Source organism: Castellaniella denitrificans, from assembly GCF_027214045.1.
In the GTDB taxonomy this organism is placed as follows: Bacteria; Pseudomonadota; Gammaproteobacteria; order Burkholderiales; family Burkholderiaceae_B; genus Castellaniella; species Castellaniella denitrificans_A.
Window position 1 is genome coordinate 81455 of record NZ_JAPWHE010000003.1, and the last position, 26703, is coordinate 108157.

At 68.3% G+C, this 26703-nt stretch carries 27 protein-coding genes, 1 tRNA gene and 1 pseudogene; 23 read left to right on the top strand and 6 right to left on the bottom strand.

What is annotated here, in order from left to right; translation table 11 throughout:
- The 13 genes and pseudogenes from O4H32_RS06180 to O4H32_RS06235 all read left to right on the top strand — a co-directional run bounded on the left by O4H32_RS06180 (window position 1) and on the right by O4H32_RS06235 (window position 11638).
- A complete protein-coding gene (locus O4H32_RS06180) occupies window positions 1–1146 on the top strand; it encodes a glycosyltransferase family 4 protein (RefSeq protein ID WP_269357671.1) in 1146 nt (381 codons plus the stop codon).
- 121 nt (window positions 1147–1267) lie between these two features.
- Window positions 1268–2251, top strand: a pseudogene (locus O4H32_RS14980) (glycosyltransferase); the annotation flags it as partial.
- A 177-nt stretch (window positions 2252–2428) separates the two neighbouring features.
- Entirely contained in the window at window positions 2429–3580 is a 1152-nt protein-coding gene (locus O4H32_RS14985; protein WP_331284280.1) for a glycosyltransferase family 4 protein, read from the top strand.
- A 166-nt stretch (window positions 3581–3746) separates the two neighbouring features.
- Window positions 3747–4427, top strand: a complete 681-nt coding sequence (locus O4H32_RS06190; protein ID WP_269357673.1) for a GntR family transcriptional regulator — start codon at window positions 3747–3749, stop codon at window positions 4425–4427.
- Between the two features lie 37 nt (window positions 4428–4464).
- Window positions 4465–5379: a fumarylacetoacetate hydrolase family protein gene (locus tag O4H32_RS06195; protein ID WP_269357674.1), complete on the top strand. Its 915-nt coding sequence runs from the start codon at window positions 4465–4467 to the stop codon at window positions 5377–5379.
- 42 nt (window positions 5380–5421) lie between these two features.
- Complete coding sequence (locus tag O4H32_RS06200; protein WP_269357675.1) at window positions 5422–5817, top strand: cupin domain-containing protein; 396 nt, start codon at window positions 5422–5424, stop codon at window positions 5815–5817.
- A gap of 53 nt (window positions 5818–5870) precedes the next feature.
- Window positions 5871–6893, top strand: a complete 1023-nt coding sequence (locus O4H32_RS06205) for a TRAP transporter substrate-binding protein (RefSeq protein WP_269357676.1) — start codon at window positions 5871–5873, stop codon at window positions 6891–6893.
- Window positions 6894–6971: 78 nt separating this feature from the next.
- The gene (locus O4H32_RS06210; protein ID WP_269357677.1) at window positions 6972–7484 is read left to right on the top strand and encodes a TRAP transporter small permease; all 513 of its coding nucleotides are present in this window, start codon (window positions 6972–6974) and stop codon (window positions 7482–7484) included.
- Window positions 7484–8764: a TRAP transporter large permease gene (locus tag O4H32_RS06215; protein ID WP_269357678.1), complete on the top strand. Its 1281-nt coding sequence runs from the start codon at window positions 7484–7486 to the stop codon at window positions 8762–8764. Before O4H32_RS06210 ends, O4H32_RS06215 begins: the two co-directional genes overlap by 1 nt.
- Window positions 8765–8840: 76 nt before the next feature.
- Complete coding sequence (locus O4H32_RS06220; protein ID WP_269357679.1) at window positions 8841–9587, top strand: SDR family oxidoreductase; 747 nt, start codon at window positions 8841–8843, stop codon at window positions 9585–9587.
- A gap of 69 nt (window positions 9588–9656) precedes the next feature.
- Window positions 9657–10436, top strand: a complete 780-nt coding sequence (locus O4H32_RS06225; RefSeq protein ID WP_269357680.1) for an SDR family NAD(P)-dependent oxidoreductase — start codon at window positions 9657–9659, stop codon at window positions 10434–10436.
- Window positions 10437–10451: 15 nt separating this feature from the next.
- A complete protein-coding gene (locus O4H32_RS06230) occupies window positions 10452–10778 on the top strand; it encodes a Dabb family protein (RefSeq protein WP_269357681.1) in 327 nt (108 codons plus the stop codon).
- Between the two features lie 59 nt (window positions 10779–10837).
- Entirely contained in the window at window positions 10838–11638 is an 801-nt protein-coding gene (locus O4H32_RS06235; protein ID WP_269357682.1) for an HpcH/HpaI aldolase family protein, read from the top strand.
- 7 nt (window positions 11639–11645) lie between these two features.
- Here O4H32_RS06235 and O4H32_RS06240 read toward each other — a convergent pair whose 3' ends face one another.
- On the bottom strand, window positions 11646–13031 hold the full coding sequence (locus tag O4H32_RS06240) for a phosphomannomutase/phosphoglucomutase (RefSeq protein WP_269357683.1): 1386 nt from the start codon (window positions 13029–13031) through the stop codon (window positions 11646–11648).
- Between the two features lie 91 nt (window positions 13032–13122).
- Between O4H32_RS06240 and O4H32_RS06245 the strand changes: the two genes are divergently transcribed.
- Entirely contained in the window at window positions 13123–14541 is a 1419-nt protein-coding gene (locus O4H32_RS06245) for an FAD-binding oxidoreductase (RefSeq protein WP_269357684.1), read from the top strand.
- A gap of 100 nt (window positions 14542–14641) precedes the next feature.
- Window positions 14642–14989 (top strand): RidA family protein, encoded by a 348-nt coding sequence (locus O4H32_RS06250; RefSeq protein ID WP_269357685.1) that lies wholly within the window; start codon window positions 14642–14644, stop codon window positions 14987–14989.
- Between the two features lie 25 nt (window positions 14990–15014).
- Here O4H32_RS06250 and mutM read toward each other — a convergent pair whose 3' ends face one another.
- Complete coding sequence (gene mutM / locus O4H32_RS06255) at window positions 15015–15842, bottom strand: bifunctional DNA-formamidopyrimidine glycosylase/DNA-(apurinic or apyrimidinic site) lyase (protein ID WP_269357686.1); 828 nt, start codon at window positions 15840–15842, stop codon at window positions 15015–15017.
- Window positions 15843–15927: 85 nt separating this feature from the next.
- Between mutM and O4H32_RS06260 the strand changes: the two genes are divergently transcribed.
- The 8 genes from O4H32_RS06260 to O4H32_RS06295 all read left to right on the top strand — a co-directional run bounded on the left by O4H32_RS06260 (window position 15928) and on the right by O4H32_RS06295 (window position 22532).
- Window positions 15928–17703, top strand: a complete 1776-nt coding sequence (locus tag O4H32_RS06260) for a tetratricopeptide repeat protein (protein WP_269357687.1) — start codon at window positions 15928–15930, stop codon at window positions 17701–17703.
- A complete protein-coding gene (locus O4H32_RS06265) occupies window positions 17700–18266 on the top strand; it encodes an outer membrane lipoprotein LolB (RefSeq protein ID WP_269357688.1) in 567 nt (188 codons plus the stop codon). The genes O4H32_RS06260 and O4H32_RS06265 overlap by 4 nt, the downstream gene beginning before the upstream one ends.
- 10 nt (window positions 18267–18276) lie before the next feature.
- Entirely contained in the window at window positions 18277–19188 is a 912-nt protein-coding gene (ispE, locus tag O4H32_RS06270) for a 4-(cytidine 5'-diphospho)-2-C-methyl-D-erythritol kinase (protein WP_269357689.1), read from the top strand.
- A gap of 5 nt (window positions 19189–19193) precedes the next feature.
- Window positions 19194–19270 (top strand) — tRNA-Gln (locus O4H32_RS06275).
- Between the two features lie 102 nt (window positions 19271–19372).
- Window positions 19373–20323, top strand: a complete 951-nt coding sequence (locus O4H32_RS06280; protein ID WP_269357690.1) for a ribose-phosphate pyrophosphokinase — start codon at window positions 19373–19375, stop codon at window positions 20321–20323.
- Between the two features lie 112 nt (window positions 20324–20435).
- A complete protein-coding gene (locus tag O4H32_RS06285) occupies window positions 20436–21041 on the top strand; it encodes a 50S ribosomal protein L25/general stress protein Ctc (RefSeq protein ID WP_269357691.1) in 606 nt (201 codons plus the stop codon).
- A gap of 94 nt (window positions 21042–21135) precedes the next feature.
- Window positions 21136–21735, top strand: a complete 600-nt coding sequence (pth, locus tag O4H32_RS06290; protein WP_269357692.1) for an aminoacyl-tRNA hydrolase — start codon at window positions 21136–21138, stop codon at window positions 21733–21735.
- 8 nt (window positions 21736–21743) lie between these two features.
- Window positions 21744–22532 (top strand): CPBP family glutamic-type intramembrane protease, encoded by a 789-nt coding sequence (locus O4H32_RS06295; RefSeq protein WP_269357693.1) that lies wholly within the window; start codon window positions 21744–21746, stop codon window positions 22530–22532.
- Window positions 22533–22559: 27 nt separating this feature from the next.
- Here O4H32_RS06295 and O4H32_RS06300 read toward each other — a convergent pair whose 3' ends face one another.
- Genes O4H32_RS06300 through O4H32_RS06315 form a run of 4 tightly spaced genes read right to left on the bottom strand, consistent with a single transcriptional unit; the run spans window position 22560 to window position 26558 of the window.
- Window positions 22560–23912, bottom strand: a complete 1353-nt coding sequence (locus O4H32_RS06300) for an amidase (RefSeq protein ID WP_269357694.1) — start codon at window positions 23910–23912, stop codon at window positions 22560–22562.
- Window positions 23913–23939: 27 nt separating this feature from the next.
- The gene (locus O4H32_RS06305) at window positions 23940–24626 is read right to left on the bottom strand and encodes a DUF2848 domain-containing protein (protein ID WP_269357695.1); all 687 of its coding nucleotides are present in this window, start codon (window positions 24624–24626) and stop codon (window positions 23940–23942) included.
- A gap of 31 nt (window positions 24627–24657) precedes the next feature.
- Complete coding sequence (locus O4H32_RS06310; RefSeq protein WP_269357696.1) at window positions 24658–25941, bottom strand: TRAP transporter large permease; 1284 nt, start codon at window positions 25939–25941, stop codon at window positions 24658–24660.
- Window positions 25938–26558: a TRAP transporter small permease subunit gene (locus tag O4H32_RS06315; RefSeq protein WP_269357697.1), complete on the bottom strand. Its 621-nt coding sequence runs from the start codon at window positions 26556–26558 to the stop codon at window positions 25938–25940. Before O4H32_RS06315 ends, O4H32_RS06310 begins: the two co-directional genes overlap by 4 nt.
- Window positions 26559–26703 lie beyond the last annotated feature (145 nt).

Genomic DNA, 26703 nt, shown 5'->3' on the forward strand with positions numbered 1-26703 from the left:
ATGCGGCGCCTGTTTCTCGTCAGTTCCATGCACGGCGGCGGCGCCGAGCGCGTGGCCGCGACCCTGGCCAACGCCTGGGCGCGGCGCGGCGACGAAGTCACCCTGGTGTGCTGCTATTCCGGGCGCGGGCGCTGCGATCAGACCCTGGATCCGGGCGTTCGCCTGCTGTGGCTGGCCGACCGGGTGCGAGGTCCCGCCTGGCTGCGCCCCCTGGCCAAGCTTGCCGCCCTGCGGCGCCTGGCGCGGGAATACCGGCCCGACCGGGTGCTGTCTTTCCTGACCAACGTCAACGTGACGGCGCTGCTGGCCCTGTGCGGTCTGGGCCTGCCGATCGTCGTCGGCGAGCGCACCGATCCGGCCCACAGCGTCAACCTGGAACCCAGCCTGCGCCGGCTGCGGCGCTGGACTTATCCCCGGGCGCGCCGCGTCGCCGTGCAGACCCGGCGCGCCGCGCACCATCTGCGGCAGGTCGCGCCGGGCGTGCGCCGCATCGCGGTGATCCCCAATCCGCTCCCCGAGGGGCTGCCTGGTATCCGGCCGCACGAGCCGGCGGGGCCCCGCCGCACGCTGGCCGCCCTGGGACGCTTCAATCCCGTCAAACAGTTCGACCGGCTGATCGAAAGCTTCGCCGCGATCGCCCCGCACTGTCCGGATTGGGACCTGTGCATCTGGGGGGACGGCGCACAGCGGGAAGCCTGCCTGCGGCGTGTCCGCGAACTGGGGCTGGAGGCCCGCATCCGGCTGCCCGGCTTCAGCCGGACCCCCTGGCAAGACCTGTCCACGACCCATGCCTTTGTCCTGAACTCCCGCGTCGAAGGCTTTCCGAACGCGCTGCTGGAGGCCATGGCCCTGGGGCTGCCCTGCGTGGCGACCGACTGTCCTTCCGGGCCGTCCGAACTGACTCAGGGCGGCGTTCTGGCCGAACTGGTGCCGCTGGGCGACGCGGCGGCCCTGGAGCGGGCCTTGCTGCGCGTGATGCGCGCCAGCCCCGCCGAGCGCGAGGCCCGGGGCCGGACTGCGGCGGAGTCGGTGAGGGCCCGCTATGGGCTGGACGCCGTCCTGCGGGCCTGGGATGATGCCTGGACGGACGCGGACGGGACGGTCGGCGCCGAGGACGATGAAGACGCGCCCCGGCCGGCGCGCTGATGGCCTGGATGATGCCGATGGCCGAGGAAACCGCATGAACGGAAACGAAATGGACGCCCCTGCCACTGCTCGATCAACCAAGGGGGCCGTCTCCGTGGCGGCACCACCGTCCCTGAGGGTCATGCACGTGATTTCGGGCCTGCTGCACGGCGGCGCGGAAACGGTGCTGTTTCGGCTGGCCACGGCCCCCGGCGGCACGGTCCGGCATACGGTGGTGTCCATGCGTGGCGAAGGCGTCATGGGCGCCCGGCTGCGCGAGGCCGGCGTCGAGGTGATCTGCCTGGACATGCAGGGCTGGACCGGAAACGTCCACGGCCTGTGGCGTTTGTACCGGCTGCTGCGCGAGCGCCGGCCCGATGTGGTGCAAACCTGGATGTACCACGCCGACCTGATCGCCGGTCTCGTGGCGCGGCTGGCCGGCATCCGCGCCGTGGCCTGGGGCGTGCGCAATTCGGGCGTCAGCCTCGGAGAAAGCAGCCGTTCCTCCCGCATCGCGGCCTGGGCCTGCGCCCGCGTGTCGGCCTGGGTCCCGGGCGTCATCGTCGCTTGCGCCCGCAAGGCGGCCGAAGTCCACCGGGCCTGGGGCTACCGCGCCGACCGGGTGCTGGTCGTGCCCAACGGCTACGACCTGGACGTCTGGCATCCGGACGCCGCGGGCGTCGCCGAACTGCGCGCCCGCTGGGGGGTGCCCGAGGGCGCGCCGCTGCTGGGCAGCGTGGCGCGCTGGAATCCCTTGAAGGACCACGAGAACCTTCTGGCGGCGCTGGCCCTTTCCGTGCGCACCCATCCGGACCTGCGCTGCGTGCTGATCGGGCTGGGGATGTCGCGCGACAACGCGGACCTGATCGCCATGGCGCGTCATTACGGCCTGCTGGACCATCTCATTTTCCTGGGACGTCGCGACGACGTGCCGGTACTGATGCGGGCGCTGGACATCCACGTGTTGTCGAGCAAGGCCGAGGGCTTTCCCAACGTGGTGTCCGAGGCCATGGCCTCCGGCGTGGCCTGCGTGGTGACCGACGTGGGCGACGCGGCGGACATCGTGGGCGAGCACGGCTGGGTCGTGCCGCCCGGGGACGCGTCGGCCCTGGCGGGCGCCATCGACCAGGCGGTGGAAGCCGTGCGCGATCCGCAATGGCCGGCGCGCCGCGACGCTGCCCGGGCCTCCGTCGAACGCCGCTACAGCCTGCGGACCATGGTGGACCGCTATGAAACCGTCTGGCGCCGGCTGGCCGCCGATTTTCCTGCGGCCGGGCCGGGGCGAGGGGCGGCCGACGCGGTGATTTCGGCGGCGCCGGCCTCGGCGCCCCGGCTGCTGTTCTTCATCACCAATCCGGCGTTCCTGGTGTCGCACCGGCTGCCGGTCGCACTGGCCGCCCGTGACGCGGGCTACGAGGTGCACGTTGCGTCCATGGGCGGCCCTGCCGTCGCGCAACTCGAGGCGTTGGGCCTCACGCACCATGTCCTGCCTCTGTCGCGCACCAGCATGCGGCCCTGGACCGAGGCCCGCAGCCTCTGGGCCATCTGGCGCCTGTTTCGCCGGGTGCGACCGGATCTGGTGCATGCCGTCACCCTCAAATCCGTGCTGTACGGCGGTATCGCCAGCCGTCTGGCGGGGGTGCCCGCCTATGTGGCGGCGATTTCGGGGCTGGGCTATGTCTTCATCCAGGGCTCGGGCGCGCGCGCCGCGCTCAAGCGCCTGGCCCTGGTTCTGTACCGCCTCGCCCTGGGGCATGCCAACAGCCGGGTGATTTTCCAGAACGCCTCGGACCGGGACGTGCTGGTGCAAGCCGCAGCGGTGCGGCCGGAGCAGGTCGTGATGGTGCGGGGCTCGGGCGTGGACCTGGATCGTTTCGCGCCGGCTCCCTGGCCGGATGGCCCGGTGACGGTCGCCATGGCCAGCCGGCTGCTGCATGACAAGGGCGTGCGCGAATTCGTCGAGGCTGCGAGGCTGTCCGCATCGCGCGGCGAAGGGCTGCGGTGGCGTCTGGCCGGCAGCCTGGATCCGGAGAATCCCGCATCGGTGACCGCCTCCGAACTCGAGGCCTGGCGGGCCGGGGGGATGATCGAGTACGTGGGCGAATGCGCGGACGTTGCGGGCTTCTACGCGCAGGCGCACATCGTGACGCTGCCGTCCTATCGCGAAGGCCTGCCCAAGTCCCTGATCGAGGCGGCCGCGTGTGGCCGGCCGGTGGTGGCCACGGATGTGCCCGGCTGCCGGGACGCGATCGAACCCGGGGTCAGCGGCGTACTGGTGCCGCCCCGGGATGCGCGGGCGCTGGCCGCCGCAGTCGCGGCCCTGGCCGAAGACGAGGCCTTGCGGACCCGCATGGGCGACGCGGGGCGGGCGCTGGCGGAACGCGATTTCAGCTTGGACCGGATCGTCCGGGCGCATCTGGACGTGTACAGGGACCTGGCGCCTCCGGCCCGCTGAATCTGTTTCCAGCCCGCCGCATGATGATGTGCCACAGACCCCGCCCGAGAGGCGGGGTCTGTACGTTTTGGGGGATCGCGGCCGCGAGTCCGTGTTTTCCCTAGTAGTGCATTTTCCATACGAAACTATAATTTGTATACAAAAATTTGGTTTGTATAAAAAATCCATGGACAGTACACAGAAAAAACAGACAGCACAGTCCGTTTACGAGGATGTCAGGGCGCTGCTCGGCAACATGATGCAGGACATCACAGAGCCGGTTCGTGTCCGGGAAGAAGACCTCGCCAGTCAACTGGGGGTCAGCCGCACACCCGTGCGCGAAGCGCTGATCCGGCTGGAGAGCACCGGCCTGATCAGCTTGCGCCCGGGGCGCGGTGCCTTGCTCTCGCCGGTGACGGACGCGGAATACATCGAGTGGCTGCAGTTGCGCGAGATGCTCGAAGGATTTGCCGCGCACGAGGCCGCGCTGAACGCGTCGCAGCGCGATGTGGAACGCCTGCGGGCGCTGTTCGAGCCTTTTCTGGCGGTGGCGCCCGGAGAGCGGGATGCGGATGCCTATGCGCAGGCCAATGTGACCTTCCACGCGGAAATCATCGCGCTGGCGAACAATCGCCTGCTGGAAAAAGTGTGGGCCGCCTTCGGGCATCGCCAGACGACGTTCCGGCGGCAGACGATCAAACGGCTGCATCGCGGCGAGGATTCCTTGCGCGAGCATCTCGCCATGATCGAGGCGATCGCGCGGCGAGACGCGGCCCTGGCGGAACGGCTGGCGCGCGATCACGTGCATAGCCTGCTCGTGGCTTTCAGGCGGTTCACTCAGGGCGGGGACTCGGCGTCCGACGCCTGAGCCGTCTCATCAGTGTGTGGCAAGAGGTGATCTTAGAATGAAATTCCTGAGTTTTCTTGATCAAGGACGGTCGAGGCTCGGTCTGTTGAAGGACGATGGCAAGGTCGTGGATCTTTCCGCGTTGCTGGCCGCGCGTGCCGGCCACGGCCTGCCGTCCGTGCCGGCCGATGTGGGCGAACTGATCGAATTGGGCGGGGCGGCCCTGGATGCCATCGAGGCCTGCCTGGAGGGGGCGGATGCGTCGGCCGCGGCGGGGCGGGATCTCGCCGAACTGCGCGTGACGGCACCCCTGCGCATGAGAAAGAACCTCTTTTGCGTGGGCCGGAACTACCGGGATCACATCATCGAGGGCAATCTGGCGCGTGGCCGGCCTGCGGATCAGTTTCCGACCGCCATCGAGTTCTTCACCAAACCGCCCACGGCAATCATCGGACACGGCGAGCGGGTGCCGAGGTACGCCAGCCTGACGGACAGCCTGGATTACGAGGTCGAGCTCGCCATCGTCATCGGTCGCCGTGGACGGGACATCGCCCGCGCCGATGCGCTGGACCATGTGTTCGGTTACACGATCGTCAACGACATCACCGCCCGCGACTTGCAGCAGCGCCATGGGCAGTGGTTCAAGGGCAAGGGGCTGGACGCCACCTGTCCCATGGGGCCGGTGGTCGTCCATCGCTCCGCCATCGCCGATGCGAACGATCTCGATATTTCGCTGACCGTGAACGGAGCGTTGCGGCAGTCGGACAACACATCGTCGATGATCTTCGACGTGCGGACGATCATCGAGCAGCTTTCGGCGGGGATGACGCTGGAACCGGGCGATGTCATCGCCACCGGCACGCCCAAGGGCGTGGGCTTCGCGATGACGCCTCCCGCCTGCCTGCGGGCGGGGGATGTCGTCTCGGCCACCGTGCAGCATATCGGCACGCTGACCAATATCGTATCGGAGTGATGCGCCGGCAATCGTGCCGCCATCCGCACACAGGGGAAACACATGACTCTGCCTGAACATCTGGCGCCGTTCGCGAGCGGCGAACTGGCCTCCCGCTATGTCGACGTGGGCACGCTGCCCTGGAAGCCGACGCCCACGCCCGGCATCGACATGAAGATCCTGCTGGACATCCCGGAAACCGGCCTGATGACCGCGCTGTTCCGCTGGCAACCCGGTACTGCCTTGCCGCTGCACGAGCATGTGGAGATCGAGCAGACCTATGTGCTCAGCGGCAGCATCGTCGACGATGAGGGCGAAGTCCGGGAAGGCGATTACGTCTGGCGTCCGAAAGGCAATCGGCACATCGCCCGTTCTCCCCACGGGGCGCTCGTGCTGTCGTTCTTTCTGAAACCGAACAAATTTCTCGAAGGCGCGTTGGCCGGGCAGGAACTGAGGTGATCCGGCCACGCGGGGTGGCGGACTTTAAAAATCAAAGCATAGGAGACGAATCCATGTCGTTCAAAGTGAAATCATCGACCACGGCCTGCCTGACCGCGGCGTTGCTGGCTTGCGTGGCCGGTCAGGCGTCGGCCGACATCCAGGACCGCAACATGAAATTCAGCTACGCGGTCAGCGCCAGCAATCCCGTGGGCCTGGCTGTCCAGAAATTCGTCGATGTCGCTCAAGAGAAGAGCGGCGGAAAGTTCAAGATCACCGGCTATCCCGACGCCCAGTTGGGTAACGAACTCCAGTCCATGTCCTCCGCGCAAGGCGGCATTGTCGAGCTGTCGGTGGTGTCCACGGCCGGCGCCGCCAGCAACGTCAAGGAACTGGGGATCTTCGACCTGCCGTTCCTGTTTCACAGCGTCGAGGAAGCCGACGCGGTCATCGACGGGCCCGTCGGCCAGCGCCTGCTGGAGAAGTTCTCCGCCAAGAACCTCGTGGGCCTGTGCTATTGGGACTACGGCTTCCGCCAGGTCACCAACAGCAAGCATCCGATCCGCAAGCTCGAGGACCTCAACGGCCTGAAGCTGCGGGTCTTGCAGAACCGCATCTACATCGACACGTTCAAGGCCTTGGGTGCCAACCCGCTGCCGCTGCCCTACCCGGAGACCTATACGGCGCTTGAAAGCAAGGCCATCGACGGGCAGGAAAGCTCCTTTCTCGTCACCAAGAGCAGCGGCTACCAGGAAATCCAGAAATACCTGACGGAAACCAAGCACGTCTTCCTTCCCGCCGTCGTGATGGCGAGCAAGCGGTTCTGGGATCGCCTGAGCGCGCAAGAGCGTACCGTGCTGCGCGATTCCTGCGCGGAATCGGTCACGTATTTCCGGGAAGTCAGCCGCAAGATGGAAAAGGATGTCGTCCAGGAACTGGTCGGCGCCGGCATGGAGTTCAACGCGATCGATCCGGCGGAAAAAGCCCGCATGGTCGAGGCGACGGCCTCCGTGACCGCGAAGTACAAGACGGAACTTGGCGCCGAACTCGTCGACGAGACGCTGGCGACCATCCAGAAGGTCCGTGGGCGGCAATAAGGACCCTCGAACCCCGCATGTACGGCCGGCTCGACGAGCGTCCGGTCGGCCGCGCATGCCTTTTTGATTGGAGCGTCCATGTCAAAACTGATCAGGGCCTACGACACGCTGCTGAAAATCATCATCGTCGCTTGCCTCGTCGCCATGGTCGTCATGGTGTTCGCCAACGTTGTGATGCGCTATGCCTTCAATACGGGGTTGCCTGTTTCGGAGGAACTGGCGCGCTGGTGCTTCGTCTGGCTGACCTTCCTGGGGGCGATCCTCGTGTTGCGCGAGCGTTCGCACCTCGGTGTCGACCTCGTGGTGCGTGTCCTGGCACCCAGGGCACGCAAGCTGTGCCTGATCGTGGCCTGCCTTCTCATGATCTATGCCACCTGGCTGATTCTCATGGGCAGCATTGAACAGACGCGCCTGAACTATGAAGCGACGGCGCCAGCCTCCGGGCTTTCGCAGGCCTGGTTCTTCGGTGTCGGGATCGTGTTCGCGGTGTCGACCGGCTGCATCCTGCTGCATCAGTTGCATGTCCTGGTCAGGACGCCTGCCGGCCAACTGAGCGTCGGGACGGAAAACACCTCCCAGGGAGCCGATTGATGACGCTCGCCTTGTTCGTTGTCGTGTTGTTCGCCGGGCTCGCGATCGGGCTGCCCGTTGCCTACGCCTTGATCCTGACGGGCGTCGCCCTGATGTACCAGCTTGATTTTTTCGATGCGCAGATCGTCGCCCAGAACCTGCTCAACGGGGCGGACAGTTTTCCTCTGATGGCGGTGCCGTTCTTCATGCTGGCGGGCGCCATCATGAATGCGGGCGGGCTGTCGAGGCGCATCGTGAACCTGGCCCTGGCCCTGGTCGGGCACATCCGGGGCGGCCTGGGCTATGTGACCATCCTGGCCGCCAGCATCCTGGCGAGCCTGTCGGGCTCCGCCGCCGCGGATGCGGCCGCCTTGTCGGCCCTGCTGGTCCCGATGATGATGAAGGCGGGAAACTCCAGGGGGCGTTCCGGGGGGCTGGTCGCCTCGTCGGGCATCATCGCCCTGGTGATTCCGCCGTCGATCGGCCTGATCCTGATCGGTGTGACCGGAAACATCTCGATCACCGGCCTGTTCATGGCGGGGATCTTTCCCGGCATCCTGATGGCGCTGTGCCTGTGCGCCACTTGGTTCCTGGTCTCTCGCAAGGACGATATCCGGCCATTGCCCAAAGTGCCTGCGAAAGAAGTGCTGGTCTTGCTGGTCGAGAGTTTCTGGGCCCTGCTGCTGCCGGTGATCATCATCGTGGGCCTGCGGTTCGGGGTCTTCACCCCGACGGAAGCCGGGGTCGTGGCCGCTGTCTATGCGCTGCTGGTGGCGACCTGCGTTTACCGCGAACTGCCGCTGCGCGATCTCTACGCCGTCTTCCTGGAGTCGGCCAAGTTGAGCGCCATGGTGATGTTCCTGGTGGCGGGGGCGCTGGTGTCGGGCTGGATGATCACGGTCGCCGGCCTGCCCCAGCAGGTGGTCTCCATCGTGGAGCCGCTCAAGGACTCGCCGACTTTGCTGATGCTGGCGGTCATCGGCCTGGTCCTGGTGGTCGGAACGGCCATGGACATGATTCCGATTGTGCTCATCCTGATCCCCGTCCTGCTGCCCGCCGTAGTGGCCGCGGGTATCGATCCGGTCTACTTCGGCATCGTATTCATGCTGGCGTGCTCGATCGGTCTGATCACCCCGCCGGTGGGCGCCGTGCTCAACGTGGTGGCGGGCGTGACCAGGGCCAGGATGATCGAGATCATCGTGGGCGTCTGGCCCTTCCTGGCGGCGCAGTGCATCGTGTTGTTGTCGCTGGTGCTGTTCCCGCAGCTCGTGCTGGCGCCTTACCGGTGGATCATGGGCTAGGGCCGTGGCTGGCCGCGCCGGAAAACGAAGGAGGCATATCGTGCGTGAGTTAAACGGAGTGCAAGGGTACCGGGTCATGATTTCGGCCGGTGCGTCGGGTATTGGCCTGGCCATTGCGCGCGCCTTCCTGGGGGCAGGGGCGCGCGTGCAGGTCTGCGACCTGTCCGAGGCCGCGCTGCGCGAGGCGGAGCGCGGCCTGCCGGGTATCGGGACGTTTCGCGCGGATGTCTCCGATCCAGCCGCCGTCGATCAGTGGTTCGACCATGCGCTGGAGGCTCTGGGCGGTCTCGACGTGCTTATCAACAATGCGGGGATCGCGGGGCCGACCGTGGCGCTGGAGGATCTGTCCGTGGACGACTGGGACCGTACCCTGAGCGTCAATGTGCGGGGGCATTTTCTTTGCACCCGCCGGGCCATCCCGGCGCTGAGGCGCTCGGGCCGGGGCGCGATCATCAACGCGAGTTCGGTGGCGGGGCGCCTGGGGTATCCGTTCCGCGTTCCTTACGCGGCTTCCAAATGGGCCGTCGTCGGTATGACGCAGAGTCTGGCGATCGAGCTGGGAGGCGATGACATCACGGTCAACGCGCTGCTGCCCGGCATCGTGGAAAGCCGGCGCGTGGACGAAGTCGTGGCCGCGAAGGCCCGCGTCCGGGGTATTTCCGAAGACGAACAGCGGGCCGAGATGCTGGAGCATGTGGCCCTGCGCCGCATGGTGCCCATGGATCACATTGCCGGCATGGCGCTGTTCCTGGCCTCGCCCGCGGGGCGCAGCATCACGGGGCAGAGCATGAATGTGTGCGCGGGTGTGCAGACCTTGCGGTGAGCGCGCCGATACGCGTGGCGGTATCGCGGGCGCAGGCCGGCGAAGCCGATGGATTTCGAGGAGAAGTGGATGAACATCGATTATTTGCAGGAAACTTTCGGCCTGCGGGGGCGGACTGCGCTGATCACCGGTTCGGGGTCGGGCCTCGGCCATGCCATCGCCGCCAGCCTGGGGCAGGCGGGCGCGCGGGTCGTGATCAATGACCTGGACCTGCCACGATGCGAGGCGGCCGTGCGGGAACTGGCGCGGCAGGGTGTGGAGGCCCGGCCCGCGCCGTTCGACGTGTCCGATCATGAGGCGGTGCGGCAGGCCGTGGCGGACCTCGCGGCGGCGGGGTGGGCGGTCGACGTGCTGGTCAGCAACGCAGGGAACCAGAACCGCATGCCCCTGGTCGATCAGGCGCCCGAAGCCTGGCGGTCCCTGTTCAAGGTGCACGTCGACGGCGCCTTCAATTGCGTGCAGGCGGTCCTGCCGCACATGGCGGCCCGGGGAGGCGGATGCATCGTCCTGATGTCGTCCGTGGCGGCGGTGGCCAGCATGCCGGGCATCTCGGCCTACGCTTCCGCCAAGGGGGCGCTGGCCGCACTCACGCGCTCCGTGGCCGTCGAGTATGGTGAAAAGGGCGTGACCTGCAATGCGCTGGCGCCCGGCTTCGTCAGGACGCGTTTCACTGAGGCGCTGCAGGAAAAGGCGCAGTTCAACGCATTCCTGGAGGATTCCGTGCCCCTGAAGCGCTGGGCCGAGCCGGAGGACATCGCGCCTGCCGTTCTGTACCTCGCTTCCCGGGCGGGGCGTTTCGTGAACGGCCACCTGCTTGCCATCGACGGCGGCCTGTTGGCCAGGATGTGAAGGAGGTTCGGGGATATGGACGAATCGGGTACGTTCCTGCATGTCGTGATGATGGCGTTCGAGGAAGGCGTCGACGAGCGCTTCCATCGGCAGGTCGAGGCGCATGCGCGGCGGGTGAGGCGGGAGTGCACGGGTCTCCTGGTGTACCACTATGGCGAGAATGTCGCCGACCGGTCGCAGGGGTTCACGCATGCGACCAGTGCGCTGTTCGTTGATGCCGCCGCGCATGACGCCTATCAGACGAGTCCGGCGCACGTCGAGATGAAGCGATTCATGATGGGGCGCATCGCCCGCATCGCGGTGTACGACGGTCTGATCCCGCCCGGCGCCTGCCCGGGTTGATTGTCCCTTGCCAGCCGCTTTGGCCAGTCCCCGCGCAACCCCTTTTCCGGAGCATCCGCATGTCCGCACTCCACAATTCTTTCAAGGCCGCCCTGCGCGGCGATGGAATGCCGCGCATCGGTCTGTTTCTGGGGCTGTGCAATCCCGACTCGGCCGAACTGCTGGGCGGCACCGGTTTCGACTGGTTGCTGATCGACGGCGAGCATGGTCCGAACGACCTGCGCACGATCCTCGCACAGTTGCGGGCGCTTCAGGGCGGTCAGGCCGATGTCCTGGTGCGCGTCGTCGACCATGATCCCGCGCGCATCAAGCAGATGCTGGACATCGGGGTCCAGTCCCTGCTGGTGCCGATGGTGGAGTCGGCCGAACAGGCCCGCGCCCTGGCGCTGGCCGTCCGCTACCCGCCCGCCGGAGTCCGGGGCGTGGGCACGGCGATGGCGCGTGCGGCGCGCTGGAACGGGGTGCCGGACTACCTGCGGCGTGCCGACGGCGAAATCTGCCTGATCGTCCAGGCGGAATCCCGCGCCGCCCTGGAGGCCCTGGACGATATTCTGGCGGTGGAGGGCGTGGACGCGGTGTTCATCGGCCCCTCGGATCTGGCCGCATCGATGGGGCATTTGGGTCGGCCGGACCATCCCGAGGTCCGGACCGCAGTGCTTGGGGCCATCGAGAAAATCGCCCGGAGCGGCAAAGCCGCCGGTGTGTTCGCCACCCGGCTGGACGCCGCCCGGGCCTACGGCCAGGCGGGCGCCCGGTTCATCGCCCTGGGCACGGACACGCTGCTGCTGCGGCAGTCGGCCACCAGCCTGGTCCTGGCTTTCCGCGAGGGCGCCGACCAGGCAGCGGGGACCGGCTACTGACCAGGGATCAGAACGGCAGATCCCGCCCCGGCAGCAGCTCGGCGATGGCGGCGCGGAATTCGTCCTGGATCCGCGCCAGGGCCTCGGGCGTGTCGCCCTCGAAGCGCAGCACCACCACGGGCGTCGTGTTCGACGCGCGCGCCAGGCCGAAGCCGTCCGGGTATTCGGCGCGGATGCCGTCGATCGTGACGCGGTCCGTGGCGCCGGGGAAGCGGCCCTCGGACTGAAGCCGGCGGATGAAGGCATGCGGTTCGCCTTCGGCCATGGGCAGTTTCAGTTCCGGTGTGGAGATCCCCTGGGGCAGGGCCTCCAGTTCCCTGCCTGGATCGTCGCTGCGCGACAGGATTTCCAGCAGGCGTGCGCCGGCATAGAGGCCATCGTCGAAACCGTGCCAGCGTTCCTTGAAGAAGATGTGGCCGCTCATTTCGCCGGCCAGCGGGGCGCCGGTCTCGGCCAGGCGGGCCTTGATCAGGGAATGCCCCGTCTGCGACATCAGCGGCGTGCCGCCGGCTTCCTGGACGGCACGGCCCAGGTGGCGGCTGCACTTGACGTCGAAGAGGATGGGGGCGCCCGGCTGGCGTTGCAGAATGTCGCGGGCGAACAGGATCATCTGGCGGTCGGGCCAGATGATCTGGCCGGATCGGGTGACGACGCCCAGGCGGTCGGCGTCGCCGTCGAAGGCCAGGCCCAGTTCGCAGTCGGTGCCTTGCAGATGGGCGATCAGGTCCCGCAGGTTGGCCGGGTCCGCCGGGTCGGGATGGTGGTTTGGAAACAGGCCGTCGACGTCGCAATACAGTTCGTCCACCGTGCAGCCCAGCGCCCGGAACAGGCGGGCGGCGGCCACGCCGCCCACGCCGTTGCCGCAGTCGATGGCGATGCGCATGGGGCGCGCCAGGCGGATGTGGCCGGCGATCTCGCGGATGTAGGTGTCGATCAGGTCGGTGACGACGCTGATGCCCGGCGTCATGCCCACGGGCGCCTGGATGTCCTCCATGGCCAGGCGCAAGGCCTGGATGTCGTCGCCATGGAGGGTGCGCCCCGCCATCATCATCTTGAAGCCGTTGTAGTCGGGCGGGTTGTGGCTGCCGGTGATGGCGACCCCGGAACCGCTGCCGTCGCGCTGGGCGGCGTAATACACCAGGGGCGTATGCGCCAGGCCCAGGTCCACGGTATTGATCCCGCCCGCGTGCAGGCCGGTCTTGACGGCGTGGGCCAGCCCACGGCTGCTCAGGCGCCCGTCGTAGCCGACCGCCAGGCTGCGCACGTTCTCGCGCCGGGCCTGGGCGGCCAGGGCCAGGCCCAGGCGGTGGGCGAAGGGCTCGTTGATCTGTCCGGGCACGGTGCCTCGGATGTCATAGGCCTTGAAGACGGCGGAGGGCAGAGGGGTATTCATGGGGCTTCCGGCGGAAAGATCGGCTGGCGCCATTATCGCCGATTACAATCGAGGGTTCTTTCCATCAGCAGGATGCGGGACTACGAAAGCCATGGATCATCTGGATGCTTTGCGCGCGACGGTCGGCGCCGCGCAGGTGCTGACCGGGGCGGATGCGCTGCCCTGGGAAACGGACTGGCGCGAACGCTATCGCGGCCGGTCGCTGGCCGTGGTGCGACCGGGTTCGGTCGACGAGGTCGCGGCGGTCGTGCGTCTGTGCGCGCAGGCCGGGCTGCCCGTGATTCCCCAGGGGGGCAACACGGGGTTGTGCGGCGGGGCGACGCCCGACGATTCGGGCCGCGCGGTGATCCTGTCGCTGCAGCGCCTGAGCCGGATCCGCGGCATCGACACCGACAACGACACGATGGAGGTCGAAGCCGGCTGCGTCCTGCAATCCGTGCAGCAGGCCGCGCGCGAGGCAGGCCGGCTGTTCCCCCTCAGCCTGGCGGCCGAGGGCAGTTGCACCATCGGCGGCAACCTGGCCACCAATGCGGGCGGCACCCAGGTCCTGCGCTACGGCAACATGCGCGAACTGGCCCTGGGGCTGGAAGTCGTCACCGCCCAGGGCGAGATCTGGCACGGTCTGCGCGGCCTGCGCAAGGACAACACCGGCTACGACCTGCGCGATCTGTTCATCGGCAGCGAGGGCACGCTGGGCGTGATCACGGCGGCGACGCTGAAGCTGCATCCCCTGCCGGTGGCGCGCTGCACCGCCCTGCTGGCCCTGGATTCGATCGAGTCCGCCATCGCCATGCTGGGCCGCGCCCGCGCGGGCCTGGGCGCCTCGCTGACCGGCTTCGAACTGATGGCGGGCGATTGCCTCCAGGACGTGGTGCGCTGCTTCCCGCAGCAGCGCCTGCCCTTCGAGGGGCCGTCGGCCAACATGCCCTGGTACGCGCTGCTGGAATTGTCGGACAGCGAATCCGAGGCCCATGCCCGCGAGCGCTTCGAGGTCGTGGTGGGCGAGGCCATCGAGGCCGGCGTCGTCCTGGACGCGGTGATCGCCGAATCCATGGCGCAAAGTCATGCCTTGTGGCATCTGCGCGAAAGCATCCCCCTGGCCGAAAAGGAATCCGGCAAGAGCATCAAGCACGACGTCTCGATCCCGGTGTCGCGCATGGCCGAGTTCGTCCTGGGCACCAACGCCGCGCTGCAGGCCGCGTTCCCGGGGATCCGTCACGTGATCTTCGGCCACCTGGGCGACGGCAATCTGCACTACAACGTCGCGCGCGGGGCGGACTGGGCCGAAGGCCAGCTGCTGGCGCGCCAGGACGCGGTCTACGAGCTGGTGCACGGGCGCGTCCACGCGGTGGGCGGGTCGATCAGCGCGGAGCACGGGGTGGGGCAGCTCAAGCGCGACGTGCTGCCGCGCTACAAGGACCCGGTGGAAATGGCCCTGATGCACCGCATCAAGGCGGCCCTGGATCCCCAGGGCGTCATGAATCCGGGCAAGGTGCTGGGCGCCGCCTGAGCGGGTCTCCGCGCCGCGCTTGCTTGGCACCGGGCGGGCCGTCCCGTCGGGGTTCCGGCTATGATGGCGCCTTCCTTCACTCACATTGGAAGCTGTCTTCATGACCATTCAGCGCATCGAACCCGGCCCCCGCATGAGCGGGGCCGTCGTCCACGGCAATACCGTCTACCTGTCGGGCCAGGTGGGCCACGAGGGCGACGACATCCAGACCCAGGCGCGCACGGCGCTGGCCGAGGTCGACCGCCTGCTGGCCCAGGTCGGCAGCCACAAATCCCGCATCCTGCAGGCCACGATCTGGCTGGCCGACATGGCTGATTTCGCGGCCATGAATCCGGTCTGGGAAGCCTGGATCGACCCGGCCAACCCGCCGGCCCGCGCCACGGGCGAGGCGCGTCTGGCCGACCCGGGCCTGAAGTTCGAAGTGATCGTCGTCGCCGCGATCAATTGACTCCGGCGGCCCGGGTGGAAGTCAATCAACGTTTCTGGCAGCCCGGGCAGAAATAGGTGGCGCGCTGGCCCTGGACAATGCGCCGGATCGGTGTGGCGCAGCGTGGGCAGGGCCGGCCATCGCGTTCGTAGACGGCCGCGTGCAGCGTGAAATACGCGCCCGGCGCGCCCTGGGCGTTGACGTAGTCGCGCAGCGTGCTGCCGCCCGATTCCAGCGCCTGGCCCAGGGTCGTCAGGATCGCGGCGTGCAACCGCGCACAGCGCGGACGCGACAGGCGGCCGCCCGGCAGGCGCGGGTCGATGCCGGCCAGGAACAGCGATTCGGACGCGTAGATGTTGCCCACGCCCACGACGATCTTCCCGCCCAGCAGCAGTTGCTTGACCGACTGGCGGCGCCCCTGCAGTCCCGCGTGCAGGAGATCCGGGGTGAAGGCCGGGTCGAAAGGCTCGATGCCCAGGCCGGCCAGCAGCGGATGGGCCTCGATCGGGCCGGCCCCCGCCGGGTGCCACAGGACGGCGCCGAAGCGGCGCGGGTCATGCAGCAGGAAGCGCGCTTCGTCGAACAGCCATTCCACATGGTCGTGCTTGCGCGGCGGTTCGTTCATCGGCGCCCGCCGCAGAGAGCCCGACATGCCCAGGTGCACGATCTGCGTACCTCGTGTGAACCGGATCAGCAGGTATTTCCCCCGGCGCTCGCAGGCCAGGACCTCGGCATCGCGGACCTGGGCCGGCAGGTCGTCCGGCACGGGCCATCGCAGGCGGGATTCATGCACGATCAGGCGCCGCAGGACGCGCCCGGGCATGATCGTGGCAATTCCACGACGGGTTGTTTCGACTTCTGGCAGTTCCGGCATGGCGGGGTGATAACATCCACTTTCGACGATGCAATTTTGCCACCAGACGCGGTTTTGTCCTGCGTTCCGGCCATGGTTACCGCAAATGAGATTTCCCGCTTCCGTGATTCCCGTGGTGCTGGCGCTGGCCGCAGCACACGAGACGGCGTGGGCTGCGCCTCCCGCAGCCGCGCCGGCCGATCCGGTCGAGACCATTCATCTGCGTAGCGGCGAGCCGCCCGCCGTCAATCTCACCCCCGAACTCCTGTACCGCCTGCTGGTGGCCGAACTGTCCGCCCAGCGCGGGCAATACGACGACGCCGCCCAGGAACTCCTGTCCCTGGCGCACGACACGATGGATCCCCGGCTGGCGCAGCGCGCCTTCCAGATGTCCATGACCGGGCGCAATCTGGCGCTGGCGCTGCGCTCGGCCCGAGAATGGGCCGCCCTGGATCCATCCAATCCCGAAGCGGTGGCCGCCTCCCTGGCGTTGTCGGCCTCCAGCGGCCAGACCGACGGCCTGGCCCAGACGCTGTCGCGCCGCATCGCCTCGGCCGACGATCAGGACCAGGCCATCGTCCAGGCGGCCGGTATCGTCTCCAAGATGACGGACAAGCGACTGGCACTGGACGTACTGGACAAGGCGCTGGCGGGCGTTGCCGGCACCTCGTCGCTGGCCCGCCTGGCCCTGGCCGATGCCGCCTGGGCGGCGGGCGAACCCGTGCGCGCCGTCGGCGAGGCCCGCCGCGCCCAGGCGCTGGACCCGGACTCCCAGGATGCCGCCCAGCGGGTGCTGGAATACGGCCTGCGGGTCGAGCCCGTCCGGGCCATCAAGGAGACCTACGCCTTCCTGGACAGCCATCCCGACCGGCGCGGCCTGCAACTGCTGCTGGTCAGCCGCCTGACCGGCATGGGGGCGTTCGACGAGGCCCTGGGCCTGCTGGACCGCATGCGCAGGCGCGCCCCTGAAGACTTCGATCTGCTCTACACCGAGGCCGAGGTCAACGCCCGGGCCGGCCGTTACGACGCGGCCAAATCCCTGCTGAACCAGTACATCGCGATCCAGCAACAGCGGCGCAAGGCCATCCGCGACGGCGCCACCAACGCCCAGGCCGACGTATCCGACGCGCGGCTGCTGCTGGTGCAGATCGCCGAACGCCAGAACGACCTGCGCGAGGCCATCCGCCAGTTGCGCAACATCGACGAGCCGACGCTGCTGTTCCAGGCGCGCACCCACGAGGCCGTGCTGTACGGCAGGCTGGGCGACCTGAGCCAGTCGCGGGCGATCCTGGACGCCATCAAGCCCGCCGACCGCCGCGAGCGGGCCGTCCTGCGCCTGACACTGGCTTCCATCTACCGGGACGCGGGGCGCACCGACCAGGCGGTCGATCTCCTCAAGGCGGCCGATCTGGAGATGCCCGACACGCCTGAAATCAAGTACGACCTGGGCATGCTGCTGCACCAGCAGGGCAAGACGGCGGAATTCGAAAGCCTGATGCGCCGCGTGATCGAGCTCGATCCCGACAACGCCAACGCCTACAACTCGCTGGGTTACACCTACGTCGAGCAGAACCGGAACCTGGACGAGGCGCGCGGCCTGCTGGAACGGGCGCTCGAACTCGAGCCCGACAGCGCCTACATCCTGGACAGCGTGGGCTGGTATCTGTTCCGCATCCGCGACTACCAGGGGGCGCTGGAATACCTGCGCCGCTCCTATGACCAGTTGCCCGCCGCCGACGTGGCCGCGCACCTGGGCGAGACCCTGTGGGCGTTGGGCCGTCACGACGAGGCGCGGCGCATCTGGGCCGAAGGCCGCAAGGCCGATCCCGACAGCGCGGCCCTCAAGGAAACGCTGGACCGCCTGGGGGTCAAGCTGCCATGATCGGGCGCCTACGGCGTGTCTGGCCGGCATTGGCGCTGACCGGTCTGCTGGCCGCCTGCGCCGCGCCTCAGCGGATCGGCGGCCAGGGGCCCGCCTTCGAGCGGCAGGGCCGCTTCGCGGTGAACCTGCAGCCGGCGGGCGCCGCGCCCTACGCGGCCCAGGGCGGCTTTTCCTGGCGCGACGATGACCGCGTCCTGCGCCTGGATCTGGTCTCTCCGCTGGGCAGCGTTCTGGCGCGGATCCGGGTCGAGCCCGGCCTGTCCATGCTGGAACGCGCCGATGGCAGCCGCGAATCGGCGTCTACGCCGGACGATCTGCTGGCCCTGGTCTGGGGCCACCCCATGCCCGTGTCGGGCCTGCGGCACTGGATGCGCGGAGAGCCCGCGCCCGGACTCGTCGTCGATGCGCAGCGGGACGGCCGGGACCGCTTGACGTCGCTGCGTCAGGACGGCTGGGACGTGCGCCTGTCGGCCTATGACGACCAGGGGCCCGGGCGCGTGCGCCTGTCGCGCCTGGACGATCAGGGACAGTGGCGTCTTCAACTGATCGTGGACCGGCCTTAGCGGGCGACGCATGGCGGCCCTGTACGATGTGCCGGCTCCGGCCAAGCTCAACCTGTTCCTGCACGTGGTGGGGCGTCGTCCCGACGGCTATCACCTGCTGCAGACGGTCTTCCGTTTCGTGGACCTGTGCGACACCCTGGATTTCGAGGCCACGGCCGACGGCGCGATCATGCGCGAGGGCGAGGGCCTGGCGGGGCTGCCGGCCGACCAGGACCTGGTGCTGCGCGCCGCCCGCGCCCTGCAGCGGGCCACGGGCGCGCGGCGGGGCGCGCGCATCCGCTATGACAAACACATTCCCGCCGGTGGCGGCCTGGGCGGCGGGTCCAGCGATGCGGCCACGACGCTGATCGCATTGAACCGCCTGTGGGGCACGGGCCTGACGCGCGCCGAGCTGATGCGCCTGGCCCTGCCGCTGGGGGCGGACGTGCCGGTCTTCGTCTTTGGCCGCGCGGCCTTTGCCCAGGGTGTGGGCGAGGACCTGACGGCCGTGGACCTGCCCGAGCGGTCCTATTGGATCGTGCGCCCGACCGCCCATGTGGCGACGGCGGATGTGTTTCGCGATCCCGATTTGACAAGAAATTCCGAATCGGTAAAAATTGCGGTCTTTACTGATTGGCAAACAGGGTGCGGCGCAGGCGAATTTTTCGGGCGCAACGACCTGGAAGCCGTGGTCTTTCGGCAGCATCCGGATATCGCCAGGCTTGCGCAGGCGATGCAAGGCACGGAAAACGCGACAGTCGAAGTCCGCATGACAGGTTCGGGTTCGTGCCTGTTCGCGGAATTCCAGGACGCGGCCCAGGCCGGGATGCACCGGGATCGAATAATCGGTAAAATGAAAAACCCGCCCGATGGGGCGATCGAAAGGTCCTGGATCTGCCGGGGTCTGGTTGATCACCCGTTGATTGGCTGGGTCGCTGATTGAATTATTGGGGAATCGCCAAGCTGGTTAAGGCACCGGATTTTGATTCCGGCATGCGAAGGTTCGAATCCTTCTTCCCCAGCCATCCTTTCCGCGCCAGCGCGCATGCTACCAGGCTGTTGAACCGGTCCTCCCCCTGCGGGAAGGCTGTCAACAGCCTTGTCATTTGACACATTGGTTCAATACCATGGCACAAGACAGATTCATGATCTTCACCGGCACGGCCAATCCTCGTCTGGCCGTCGACGTCGTGAATCACCTGGACATGTCCCTGGGCAAGATGACCGTCGGCCGCTTCTCCGACGGTGAAGTCATGGTGGAAATCAATGAAAACGTCCGCGGCAAGGACGTCTTCGTGCTGCAGCCCACCTGCGCGCCGACCAACGACAACCTGATGGAAATCATGGTGATGGTCGATGCCCTGCGCCGCGCCTCCGCGCGCAACATCACCGCCGCCATTCCGTATTTCGGCTACGCCCGCCAGGACCGCCGGCCGCGTTCGGCCCGCGTGTCGATCTCGGCCAAGGTCGTGGCCAACATGCTGCAGGTCGTGGGCGTGGACCGCGTCTTGACCATGGACCTGCACGCCGACCAGATCCAGGGGTTCTTCGACATCCCCGTGGACAACATCTACGCCGGGCCGATCCTGCTGGGCGACATCTGGAGCCGCAATTTCCAGAACCTGGTGGTCGTGTCCCCCGACATCGGCGGCGTGGTGCGCGCCCGGGCCCTGGCCAAGCAGCTCGAGTCCGACCTGGCCATCATCGACAAGCGCCGCCCGCGCGCCAATGTGTCCGAGGTCATGAACATCATCGGCGACGTGAACGGGCGCACCTGCCTGATCATGGACGACATGGTCGACACCGCCGGCACGCTGTGCAAGGCCGCCCAGGCCCTGAAGGACCGGGGCGCGGGCTCCGTGTACGCCTATTGCACGCACCCCGTGCTGTCGGGCGAGGCCATCAAGCGCATCCATGAATCCGCCCTGGACGAACTCGTCGTCACCGACACCATTCCGCTGAACGAAGCCGCGCGCGCCTGCGCGAAGATCCGCCAACTGTCCTGCGCGTCCCTCCTGGGGGAGACCATCCTGCGCATCTCGACGGCGGAATCGGTCAGTTCCCTGTTCGCCGACTGACGGCGGACGCGTTTCACCTTGTGGCCCCGCGCTGGTCGCGGCGCGGGGCGTTTTCGCAGCTTCGGCTGCTTTGTCGTCAGGGGTCTTGCAAGGCCCCGTTTTGGAGTTTTCCATGAAATTCACCGCCACTTCGCGTAGCGTCCAGGGTTCGAGTGCGAGCCGCCGCCTGCGCCGCGCCGGTCGGGTGCCCGCCATCGTCTACGGCGGCAAGTCCGCCCCGGCCAACATCGAGCTCGACCACAACGAGATCTACCACGCCCTGAACAAGGAAGAATTCCACGCTTCCATCCTGGACATGGTCCTGGACGGCAAGACCGAGCCGGTCCTGGTGCGCGCCGCCCAATGGCACCCCTACAAGGCCCAGGTCCTGCACGTCGACTTCCAGCGCGTGGACGCCTCCCAGGCCGTCACCACCAAGGTCCCGGTGCACTACCTGAACGCCGACACCTGCCCGGCCGTCAAGCTGGCCGGCCAGATCGTCACCCACGGTCCGACCGAACTCGACATCACCTGCCTGCCGGCCAACCTGCCGAAGTTCATCGAAGTCGACCTGGGCGGCCTGGTGGGCAACGCCCGCCTGCACCTGTCGGACATCACCCTGCCGATGGGCGTGAAGTTCATCCCTCACGGCGAGGACACCAACCCGCTGCTGGCGCAGGCGAACGCGGCCAAGGGCACGGCGTCCGAAGGCGCCGCCGACGCGCCGGCCGCCGAATAAGCACCGGCCCGCAAGTCCCCACGAAGCCCCCGTCCGGCCGCAAGGCCGGCGGGGGTTTTGTCGTATGATGAGGGCTTTTCGGACCCTCTTTTCGATGACGACAGCGCCCATCCGCCTCATCGTGGGGCTGGGCAACCCCGGCCCCGAATACGAAGCCACGCGCCACAATGCCGGTTTCTGGCTGGCGGACCATTTCGCCGACGACCTGCGGGTCGATTTCACCCTCGAAAAACCGTTCTTCGCCTGGGTCGCGCGCGCGCGCCACGCGGGCCAGGCCGTGGTCCTGGCCAAGCCGGCCACCTTCATGAACAAGTCCGGACAGGCCGTCGGCGCGCTGGCCCGTTTCTACAAGCTGCAACCCGAGGAAATCCTGGTCCTGCACGACGAACTCGACCTGCTGCCGGGGGCCGTCAAGCTCAAGCTCGGCGGCGGCCATGCCGGCCACAACGGCCTGCGCGACATCCAGGCCGCGCTGGGTTCCCCCAATTTCTGGCGTCTGCGCATCGGCATCGGCCATCCCCGCAGCCTGGGGCTGGCCCAGCAAGTGGTCAACTTCGTCCTGCATCCGCCGCGCAAGGACGACATGCCCGGGATCGAGGACGTCATCAACCGCTGCCGCATCGTCCTGCCGCAACTGCTGGACGGCGCCTTCGATCGCGCCACCGAACGCCTGCACCAGGCCAACCACGCCTGACCCCGATCATGTTCCCGTTCCAGCGTCCTCCAGGCCTGCCCACCATGGGCCAGGAAATCGTCGATTTTCTGCGCTTCGTCGTGCATCCGCGCCCCGGGCCGAGGCTGGGGGGACGGCATGCCGGTTCCTGCATGCGGGCGGACCTGAGCCTGAACGCCCCCTGGTGGCGGCTGGCGCACTGGGCCGTGCTGCTGTGGATGGTGAACATCTTCGTATTCGCCCCGCTGGCCCTGTCGGCGGCCGATGCGGGCGGGGCGCAGCACCGGCTGGACATCCACAACCTGCCCTGGATGACGGCGCTGATCTGGGCGCCGATCGTCGAGGAACTGACCTTCCGCTACGCGCTGCGCCGTCCGGCCATGCTGTGGTGGTTCGTCCCCCTGATGGCGTCCATCCTGGTCCAGGGGGCGGGCGCCGCCTCGGTTCTGATGGCGGCGGCCGCGGCCTTGCTGGCGCTGGCGCCGGCCTGGTATCCGGCCGACCACCGCTGGCGGGCCGGCTGGCGGACGTCCTGGCGCCGCAGGCGGCTGGCGCGGCGCGCCTATCCCTGGATGTTCCATGGCGCCGCGCTGGCCTTCGCCGCCGTGCACCTGTTCAATTTCCGTCTGAACGCCATGGCGCTGGTGCTGCTGCCGCTGCTGGTGCTGCCGCAGTGGGTCACCGGCCTGGTGCTGGGCTGGATGCGCGTGCGCCGGGGCATCGGCGCCTCGATCGCCCTGCACGCCATCTTCAACGGCGGGCCGCTGCTGCTGATCGGCCTGGTGCTGCATTTCGCGCCGCAGCTGGCGGTGGGGTGAGCGGGGCGGCGACGCGCCCCATCCCGTTCAGCGCGTTCCCAGGACTTGTTCGATGGCCAGGCCGACGTCCAGGATGCGCGCGTCGGTGCGGGCGGGGCCCGCGACCATCAGGCCGACCGGCGCCTCGCCCGGGGCATGGCAAGGCAGGCTCAGGGCGCAGCCATCCAGGAAATTGATCAGGGTGGGATTGCGCAGGATCAGGCCATTCGCGGCGAAATAGGCCTCGTCCGAGGCCCGCAGGGACTCGATGGTCGGCGCGATCACGGGCACGGTGGGCAGCAACAGGGCGTCATAGTCCCGCAGCCGGTCCTCGACCGCGGCGATCCAGCTTGCGCGCCGCGCGTGCAGTTCGATGTAGTCGGCGGCATCGATGTCGCGGCCACGCAGGATGCGCGAGGACACCCGGGGATCGTATCGGTCGATCTTTTCGCCCAGCGTGTCGCGATGGACCGCGTAGGCTTCCGCGCAGACCAGGCCGCCCTTGCGGTTGATGTGCGCCAGCGCCTCGAATTCCGGCATGTCCAGCGTGTCGATGGCGATGCCCGCCGCGCGCAGCCGCGCGACCGCGGCGTCGAAGGTGTGCCGCACCGTGTCGTCGGCGCCGTCCATGACCAGGGTGTTCGCCACGGCGAGCCGCAGCCGGGAAAGCGGGGGGGCGGCCGGCGGCCGGCGGGCCTCTTCGCCCGACAGCACGCCGTCCAGGATCGCACAGCACGTCACGGAGGCCGCCAGCGGGCCGACGGAGTCCAGGCTGGTCGCCAGGGGGAAAGTGCCGCCGGAAGGCACCCGCGATGCCGTGGGCTTGAAGCCCGTCAGCCCGCAGAACGCCGACGGAATGCGGATCGAGCCGCCCGTGTCCGTGCCCAGGGCGGCCACCGCCATGCCGTCGGCGACCGAGACGCCCGCGCCCGAGGACGAGCCGCCCGGAATCCGGCGGCTGGTCCTGTCCCAGGGGCTGCTGGGCGTTCCGTAGTGGGGATTGATCCCCAGGCCGGAGAACGCGAATTCCGTCATGTTGGTGTGCCCGATCAGCACGGCGCCCGCCCGCGCCAGGCGCTGCACCGGCTCGGCGTGGCGCGTGGCGGGCGCCTCGTTTTCGCGCACCCTGGAACCCGCGCGCGTGACCTGTCCGGCGACGTCGAACAGGTCCTTGATCGAGACGGGCAGGCCTTCCAGGGGGGAGCGGGCCTGGCCGGCGGCCCGCAGCGTGTCGGACGCCCGGGCGGCGGCCAGGGCCTGTTCCGCCCAGACCGCGGTGAAGGTCCGCGCGCCCTCGCCGCCGGGGTCGGCGATGCGCGCCAGGGCGGCCCGGGTCAGTTCGACGGATGTGATTTCGCCTTTGTCCAGGGCGGCTTGCAGGGCGGTCAGGGTGGGCAACATGGTGGTTCCGGGACGGGAGAGGGCGGGTCAGGCGACTTCGGGCAGGACTTCGACGCGGTAGGCGTGGCGGATGCGGCGGTCCAGGACCGGATCGAACAGCTCCATCTCGAACGACGTCGACGGGCGGATGCCGCCGATGGCGGCCATGGTACCGCAGGTCATCCCGGCGTCCGCCGGCATTCCGGCGGTCCCGAAGCAGCCCTCGATCAGTTCGGCGGGCGGGCGCAGCGAGGCCAGGGTGCCTTCCTGGTAAAGGACGCGCTGGCCGTCTTCCTCGATCCACGAGCTCAGGATCAGCGAATCCCAGTGCGCGGCCACCTCTTCGAACGGCCAGGCCGCCCGCGCGACGGGCTTGACGCAGAGCTGCTTGGACAGGGCCACGCTGACCGATTCGAGCTTGCGATCGGTGTGGTCGGAGGCCAGGCTCACCATCAGCCGCCCGTCGTGCATGAAGACGAAGACCTCGGCCTCGCCCGAGGAGTGCGGACCCACCGCCTGCAGCTCGCCATCCTGGCTGACCTGGTTGGCGGCGATGCGGTAGTACAGGGGGACCGCGCTGGGGCGCGGCACACCCAGGGCGGCCAGTTCCTCGATGTGGTGCTCGATGGCGGCCAGGTCGCGGCCGGCCCAGCCGGCCACGATGCATTGGTTGATGTCCACGGCCACGGATTGCGTGGCCGTCCGGGTGGAGATCAGGTCGAAAAGCAGTTTCATGCGGTGTTCCAGTGAGGGGGGATATGCGGGCTCAGCCGAAGACGCGGGGCACCCAGAGCGCGATGTCGGGCGCGATCGCCAGCAGGGCGACCATGACCAGCATCATGATCACGAAGGGGAGGGCGCCGGCGATGACTTCGTTCATGCTGCCCGAGGTGCGCAGGCTCTGGACCACGAACAGGTTCAGGCCGACCGGCGGGGTGATCAGCGCGCATTCAACCAGGATGATGATGACGATGCCCAGCCACACCGGGTCGAAGCCCAGGGCGAACATGATGGGCGCGACGATGGGGATGGTGGTGATCATCATCGCCAGGGTCTCCATGAAGCAGCCCAGCACCAGGTAGAACAGCACCAGAACCAGCAGCATGACCGTGGGCGAGACGCCCAGGCCGCTGATGGTGTCGATCAGCGCGTTGGTCAGGCCGGTGGCGGACATGATGAAGTTCAGGAAGGCCGCGCCGATCACGATGAGCATGATCATGGCCGAGGATTTCATGGTGCCCTCGAGGGCGTCGCGCAGCATCGGCCAGTTCAGGCGGCCCTGGAACAGGGCCAGGCACAGCGCGCCGACCACGCCCAGCGCCGCCGCTTCCGTGGGCGTGGCGATGCCGGCGTAGATCGAGCCCACCACCAGCAGGAAGATGCCGATCGGCGGCACGAGCTGGACCAGGCTGCGGGCACGCGCGCCCCAGGACGCCCTGACCCGCTGGCCGCCCCATTGCGGTCGCAGGAGGCAGGCGGTCGCGATGGCCAGCATGAACATCGCGGCCAGGGCCAGTCCCGGGACGATGCCCGCCAGGTAGAGCTTGGGCACCGACGTGTTGGTCAGCACGCCATAGATCACCAGATTGATGGACGGCGGGATCAGGATGCCCAGCGTGCCGCCGGCCGCGATGCTGCCCAGGAACAGCGACGGGTTGTAGCCCTGCTTTTTGATCTGCGGGATGGCGACCGTGCCGACGGTGGCCGCCGTCGCCACGCTGGAGCCGGACGTGGCGGCGAACAGCGCGCTCGCGCCGATGTTGGCGTGCATCAGGCCGCCGGGCAGCCACGACAGCCACAGGCTCATGGCGCCGTACATGCTTTCGGCCATGCCCGAGCGCAGCAGGATTTCGCCCAGGAGGATGAACAGCGGGATGGCGACCATCAGGAATTCGTTGCTGGTGCTCCAGGACACCTCGCCCATGGCCTGGGTGAGGGGCAGCATCGAATACAGCGGATCCAGGATCAGGCCGAGCACGCCGAGCGCGGCGCCGACCGGGATGCTCAGGCCCAGCAGGGCGAGCAGGAGAATGAGGGCGGTGGCGATCATGGCGCGTCCCCTTCGACCAGCCGCTTGCCGGCCTCGGCCTCGGCGTCGGCTTCTTCCTGGGTGCTGCGTACGCCGCAGATGTCGCGCACGGTGCGCAGGTCGCCCGTCACCAGGGCGATGGTCGAACGCAGCAGCATCAGGGCCAGCACCACGCACAGCCACAGCAGGCCCGCGACCCACAGGATTTGCGGGATCCACAGTGGCGTGGCGAAGGTCGTGTTGGCGGTCGACTGGTTGTCCCAGGACAGGCCGGCGACCGTGGCGGCATAGCGGGTCCAGTACACGATGAACACGCCCAGGACGACCAGGGCGAGCCAGTCGAAGACGGCGCCCACGCGCGGCGGCAGGTATTGGTACAGCGCGTCGATGCGGATGTTGGCGCGTTGCAGGGTGGCGAACGACAAGGCCCAGGCGATGCTGATGGCAAAGGCGTAGCCGGACAGCTCGTCGGCGCCGCCCAGGGGTTTGCCCAGGAAATAGCGCGCCAGCACGTCGCCCGTGATGTAGAGGGCGCTGGCCAGGGTCAGGCCGCCGGCCACCCAGATGGCGGCGCGGGAGAGCGCGTTCGCCTTGCGCAGCAAGCCGTCGAGCGCGCGGTATCGGTCGGATGTGTTCATGATGGGTCCGGGATCGGAGCGGGCCGGCGGGGGGGGGCCGGGGCGGGGGGGGGGGGCCCCCCCCCGGCCCCCCCCCCCCCGTAGTGGCCGCGGATGACCCCAGAATTGGCGAGCGGGCGCGGGTGTGGGGGGGAAGTTTTAAAAA

What these genes read in the sequence shown, in the direction of transcription:
- O4H32_RS06180 (WP_269357671.1), top strand. Translation starts at nt 1, where the DNA reads ATGCGGCGCCTGTTTCTCGTCAGTTCCATGCACGGCGGCGGCGCCGAG.
- O4H32_RS06190 (WP_269357673.1), top strand. Translation starts at nt 3,747, where the DNA reads ATGGACAGTACACAGAAAAAACAGACAGCACAGTCCGTTTACGAGGAT.
- O4H32_RS06195 (WP_269357674.1), top strand. Translation starts at nt 4,465, where the DNA reads ATGAAATTCCTGAGTTTTCTTGATCAAGGACGGTCGAGGCTCGGTCTG.
- O4H32_RS06200 (WP_269357675.1), top strand. Translation starts at nt 5,422, where the DNA reads ATGACTCTGCCTGAACATCTGGCGCCGTTCGCGAGCGGCGAACTGGCC.
- O4H32_RS06205 (WP_269357676.1), top strand. Translation starts at nt 5,871, where the DNA reads ATGTCGTTCAAAGTGAAATCATCGACCACGGCCTGCCTGACCGCGGCG.
- O4H32_RS06210 (WP_269357677.1), top strand. Translation starts at nt 6,972, where the DNA reads ATGTCAAAACTGATCAGGGCCTACGACACGCTGCTGAAAATCATCATC.
- O4H32_RS06215 (WP_269357678.1), top strand. Translation starts at nt 7,484, where the DNA reads ATGACGCTCGCCTTGTTCGTTGTCGTGTTGTTCGCCGGGCTCGCGATC.
- O4H32_RS06220 (WP_269357679.1), top strand. Translation starts at nt 8,841, where the DNA reads ATGATTTCGGCCGGTGCGTCGGGTATTGGCCTGGCCATTGCGCGCGCC.
- O4H32_RS06225 (WP_269357680.1), top strand. Translation starts at nt 9,657, where the DNA reads ATGAACATCGATTATTTGCAGGAAACTTTCGGCCTGCGGGGGCGGACT.
- O4H32_RS06230 (WP_269357681.1), top strand. Translation starts at nt 10,452, where the DNA reads ATGGACGAATCGGGTACGTTCCTGCATGTCGTGATGATGGCGTTCGAG.
- O4H32_RS06235 (WP_269357682.1), top strand. Translation starts at nt 10,838, where the DNA reads ATGTCCGCACTCCACAATTCTTTCAAGGCCGCCCTGCGCGGCGATGGA.
- O4H32_RS06240 (WP_269357683.1), bottom strand. Translation starts at nt 13,031, where the DNA reads ATGAATACCCCTCTGCCCTCCGCCGTCTTCAAGGCCTATGACATCCGA.
- O4H32_RS06245 (WP_269357684.1), top strand. Translation starts at nt 13,123, where the DNA reads ATGGATCATCTGGATGCTTTGCGCGCGACGGTCGGCGCCGCGCAGGTG.
- O4H32_RS06250 (WP_269357685.1), top strand. Translation starts at nt 14,642, where the DNA reads ATGACCATTCAGCGCATCGAACCCGGCCCCCGCATGAGCGGGGCCGTC.
- mutM (WP_269357686.1), bottom strand. Translation starts at nt 15,842, where the DNA reads ATGCCGGAACTGCCAGAAGTCGAAACAACCCGTCGTGGAATTGCCACG.
- O4H32_RS06260 (WP_269357687.1), top strand. Translation starts at nt 15,928, where the DNA reads ATGAGATTTCCCGCTTCCGTGATTCCCGTGGTGCTGGCGCTGGCCGCA.
- O4H32_RS06265 (WP_269357688.1), top strand. Translation starts at nt 17,700, where the DNA reads ATGATCGGGCGCCTACGGCGTGTCTGGCCGGCATTGGCGCTGACCGGT.
- ispE (WP_269357689.1), top strand. Translation starts at nt 18,277, where the DNA reads ATGGCGGCCCTGTACGATGTGCCGGCTCCGGCCAAGCTCAACCTGTTC.
- O4H32_RS06280 (WP_269357690.1), top strand. Translation starts at nt 19,373, where the DNA reads ATGGCACAAGACAGATTCATGATCTTCACCGGCACGGCCAATCCTCGT.
- O4H32_RS06285 (WP_269357691.1), top strand. Translation starts at nt 20,436, where the DNA reads ATGAAATTCACCGCCACTTCGCGTAGCGTCCAGGGTTCGAGTGCGAGC.
- pth (WP_269357692.1), top strand. Translation starts at nt 21,136, where the DNA reads ATGACGACAGCGCCCATCCGCCTCATCGTGGGGCTGGGCAACCCCGGC.
- O4H32_RS06295 (WP_269357693.1), top strand. Translation starts at nt 21,744, where the DNA reads ATGTTCCCGTTCCAGCGTCCTCCAGGCCTGCCCACCATGGGCCAGGAA.
- O4H32_RS06300 (WP_269357694.1), bottom strand. Translation starts at nt 23,912, where the DNA reads ATGTTGCCCACCCTGACCGCCCTGCAAGCCGCCCTGGACAAAGGCGAA.
- O4H32_RS06305 (WP_269357695.1), bottom strand. Translation starts at nt 24,626, where the DNA reads ATGAAACTGCTTTTCGACCTGATCTCCACCCGGACGGCCACGCAATCC.
- O4H32_RS06310 (WP_269357696.1), bottom strand. Translation starts at nt 25,941, where the DNA reads ATGATCGCCACCGCCCTCATTCTCCTGCTCGCCCTGCTGGGCCTGAGC.
- O4H32_RS06315 (WP_269357697.1), bottom strand. Translation starts at nt 26,558, where the DNA reads ATGAACACATCCGACCGATACCGCGCGCTCGACGGCTTGCTGCGCAAG.